The following is a 3,821-nucleotide window of genomic DNA, read 5'->3' on the forward strand; positions in this document are numbered from 1 at the left end:
ATCACCGGCTGGCGCGGCCAGGGGGCCATCAATCTCCCCGGCCGGGTCGTCGCTCGCCGGCAGGGTGGCAGACTGGTGATTCGGCAGGGCTGATTCCGGACCCCACCGACCCCTGCGAGTCGCCGGGCGGACCGGACCGGCCGGTGGGACGACCGAAAGTGATGCGGGTGGACGCGAAAGACATGGGTGCCGACCTCGAGAAGGTGCTCATCACCAAGGAAGAGATCGACGCCAAGCTGGTGGAGCTGGCCGCGAAGATCGACGCGGAGTACGCGGGCAAGGACGTACTGATCGTCGGTGTGCTCAAGGGCGCGGTGATGGTGATGGCCGACCTCGCGCGGGCGCTGTCCACCCCGGTCACGATGGACTGGATGGCCGTGTCGTCGTACGGGGCGGGCACCCAGTCCTCCGGTGTGGTGCGGATCCTCAAGGACCTCGACACCGACATCAAGGGGCGGCACGTCCTGATCGTCGAGGACATCATCGACTCCGGACTGACCCTGTCCTGGCTGATCTCCAACCTCGGCTCGCGCGAGCCCGCATCCCTCAAGGTGTGCACGCTGCTGCGCAAGCCCGAGGCCGCCAAGGTCGCCATCGACGTGGAATGGGTCGGCTTCGACATCCCCAACGAGTTCGTCGTCGGGTACGGCCTCGACTACGCCGAGAAGTACCGGAACCTCCCGTTCGTGGGTACGCTCGCCCCTCACGTCTACGGCGGCTGAACGCCCGGGCCCGGCCCGCCGTCCGGTGATCGGGAACCCCGGCGGGCTCCGCGGCGTTGGAGCATGCGTGGACGCGAATGCCGGCTGTCCCCCGCAGCTTCGGGGGACCATGCTGGGGTACCGTCCGAAGAACAGTCTTTACCAAACTCACTATGGCAGGAGGGACGGGGCGGCACCGCTCCGTATGGATGGACGTGAAGCGATACTTCCGTGGGCCGGTCATGTGGATCGTGCTGGCCGTCCTTGCCGTGGTCGTGTTGATGCAGGTCGTCGGCTCGTCCGGCGGCTACAAGACAGTGGACACCGGCCAGGTCGTCCAGGCGATCAATGAGAACAAGGTCGAGTCGGCCAAGCTGACCACCGGCGACGAGCAGATCATCAAGGTCGAGCTCAAGGACGGCCAGAAGGTCGAGGACAGCTCGAAGATCCAGGCGAGCTACATCGGCGACCAGGGCGTCACTATCGCCAATACGCTGCAGGACAAGTTCCAGAACGAGCAGATCCCGGACGGCTACACGGTCTCGCCGTCGAAGCAGAACCCGTTCGTGAGTATTCTGCTGTCGCTTCTGCCGTTCGTCCTCATCATCGTGGTCTTCCTGTTCCTGATGAATCAGATGCAGGGCGGCGGCTCCCGCGTCATGCAGTTCGGCAAGTCCAAGGCGAAGCTCATCACCAAGGACACTCCGAAGACGACGTTCTCCGACGTCGCGGGATCCGAGGAGGCCGTCGAGGAACTCCACGAGATCAAGGAGTTCCTGCAGGAGCCGGCGAAGTTCCAGGCCGTCGGCGCCAAGATCCCCAAGGGTGTGCTGCTGTACGGCCCGCCCGGTACCGGCAAGACCCTGCTCGCGCGTGCCGTCGCGGGTGAGGCGGGCGTGCCGTTCTACTCGATCTCCGGTTCCGACTTCGTCGAGATGTTCGTCGGTGTCGGTGCCTCCCGGGTCCGTGACCTGTTCGAGCAGGCCAAGGCCAACGCTCCGGCGATCGTCTTCGTCGACGAGATCGACGCGGTCGGCCGCCACCGCGGCGCCGGCCTCGGCGGTGGTCACGACGAGCGCGAGCAGACCCTGAACCAGCTCCTCGTCGAGATGGACGGCTTCGACGTCAAGGGCGGCGTGATCCTCATCGCCGCGACGAACCGGCCCGACATCCTCGACCCGGCCCTTCTGCGCCCCGGCCGCTTCGACCGCCAGATCGCGGTCGACCGCCCGGACATGCAGGGCCGGCTGGAGATCCTCAAGGTGCACCAGAAGGGCAAGCCGGTCGCCCCGGACGTCGACCTCTCGGCCGTCGCCCGCCGCACCCCCGGCATGACCGGTGCCGACCTGGCCAACGTGCTGAACGAGGCCGCGCTGCTGACCGCGCGCAGCGATCAGAAGCTGATCGACAACCACATGCTGGACGAGGCGATCGACCGTGTGGTGGCGGGCCCGCAGAAGCGGACCCGGATCATGTCGGACAAGGAGAAGAAGATCACCGCGTACCACGAGGGCGGTCACGCCCTGGTCGCGGCGGCCTCACCGAACTCCGATCCGGTCCACAAGATCACCATCCTGTCCAGAGGCCGGGCCCTGGGTTACACCATGGTCCTGCCCGACGAGGACAAGTACTCCACCACGCGCAACGAGATGCTGGACCAGCTGGCCTACATGCTGGGCGGCCGCGCGGCGGAGGAGCTCGTCTTCCACGACCCGACCACCGGTGCGGCCAACGACATCGAGAAGGCCACGGGTCTGGCCCGCGCGATGGTCACGCAGTACGGCATGACCGAGCGGCTCGGCGCGATCAAGTTCGGCGGTGACAACACCGAGCCGTTCCTCGGCCGTGAGATGGCTCACCAGCGGGACTACTCGGAAGAGGTCGCCGCGCTGGTCGACGAAGAGGTCAAGAAGCTCATCGAGACCGCGCACAACGAGGCGTGGGAGATCCTGGTCGAGAACCGCGACGTCCTCGACAACCTGGTCCTGGCCCTCCTGGAGCGGGAGACGCTGGGCAAGGAGGAGATCGCCGAGGTCTTCGCGCAGATCATCAGGCGCCCGCCCCGGCCCGCCTGGACCGGCTCCTCGCACCGTACGCCGTCGACCCGTCCGCCGGTCCTCTCCCCCAAGGAGCTGGCCCTGACGAACGGCGCGAACGGCGCCACGCCGGCCATCACCACCGTCAAGAGCACCGCGGCGGAGCCCGCCCCGGCGCCCGAGCGGACCCCGGAGGAACGCCCCGAGAGCTGACACACGGCTCACGGAGCCCCCACCGGGCCCGGAATGGATGCCGCGCCCCCCTGGTTCTAGCCTGGGGGGCGCGGCATTGTGCGTGACCCGCAGTTGAGGCGCGTGCCCCTCACGCGCGAAGGCACAGGAACGAGGCACTCCATGACCGACCCCGTGACGCTGGACGGCATAGCCCCCATCGGCGAGTTCGATGAGCAGCGGGCCAAGAACGCCGTACGCGAGCTGCTGATCGCGGTCGGCGAGGACCCGGACCGGGAGGGCCTGCTGGAGACGCCGGCGCGGGTGGCACGGGCGTACCGGGAGATCTTCGCGGGGTTGTGGCAGAAGCCGGAGGACGTGCTGACCACGACGTTCGACATCGGTCACGACGAGATGGTGCTCGTGAAGGACATCGAGGTGTACTCGACCTGTGAGCATCATCTGGTGCCGTTCCGGGGCGTGGCTCACGTGGGGTACATCCCGGCATCCAGCGGAAAGATCACGGGACTGTCCAAGCTGGCCCGGCTCGTGGACGTCTACGCCCGGCGACCGCAGGTGCAGGAGCGGCTGACCACGCAGATCGCGGACTCCCTGATGGAGATCCTGGAACCCCGCGGGGTGATCGTCGTGCTGGAGTGCGAGCACATGTGCATGTCGATGCGGGGCATCCGCAAGCCCGGCGCGAAGACGCTCACGTCGGCCGTGCGCGGTCAGCTGCGGGACGCGACGACGCGGAACGAGGCGATGAGCCTCATCATGGCGCGCTGACGCGGGCCGCACACCGTGGGCGCCGCGGGGCTGCGGGCCTCGTGGGCGCTCCCGCCCGTGCGGGGTGACCTCCTGCCGCACGGGCCGGGCCAGGAGGCTGCGGGCACCACGCAGGTGCGTGACC

3 protein-coding genes are annotated in these 3,821 nt (G+C 68.0%); all 3 read left to right on the plus strand.

The window, feature by feature from the left end:
• Positions 1–161: 161 nt before the first annotated feature.
• Positions 162–722, plus strand: coding sequence for a hypoxanthine phosphoribosyltransferase (gene hpt, locus B9S61_RS09450; protein WP_103541858.1), 561 nt, complete (start codon positions 162–164; stop codon positions 720–722).
• 188 nt (positions 723–910) lie between these two features.
• Complete coding sequence (ftsH, locus tag B9S61_RS09455) at positions 911–2,950, plus strand: ATP-dependent zinc metalloprotease FtsH (RefSeq protein WP_103541859.1); 2,040 nt, start codon at positions 911–913, stop codon at positions 2,948–2,950.
• Positions 2,951–3,091: 141 nt separating this feature from the next.
• Positions 3,092–3,697 (plus strand): GTP cyclohydrolase I FolE, encoded by a 606-nt coding sequence (gene folE, locus B9S61_RS09460; RefSeq protein ID WP_103541860.1) that lies wholly within the window; start codon positions 3,092–3,094, stop codon positions 3,695–3,697.
• Positions 3,698–3,821: the final 124 nt, after the last annotated feature.

The sequence above is a fragment of the Streptomyces sp. SM1 genome (assembly GCF_002910825.1).
Lineage (GTDB): Bacteria > Actinomycetota > Actinomycetes > Streptomycetales > Streptomycetaceae > Streptomyces > Streptomyces okerensis.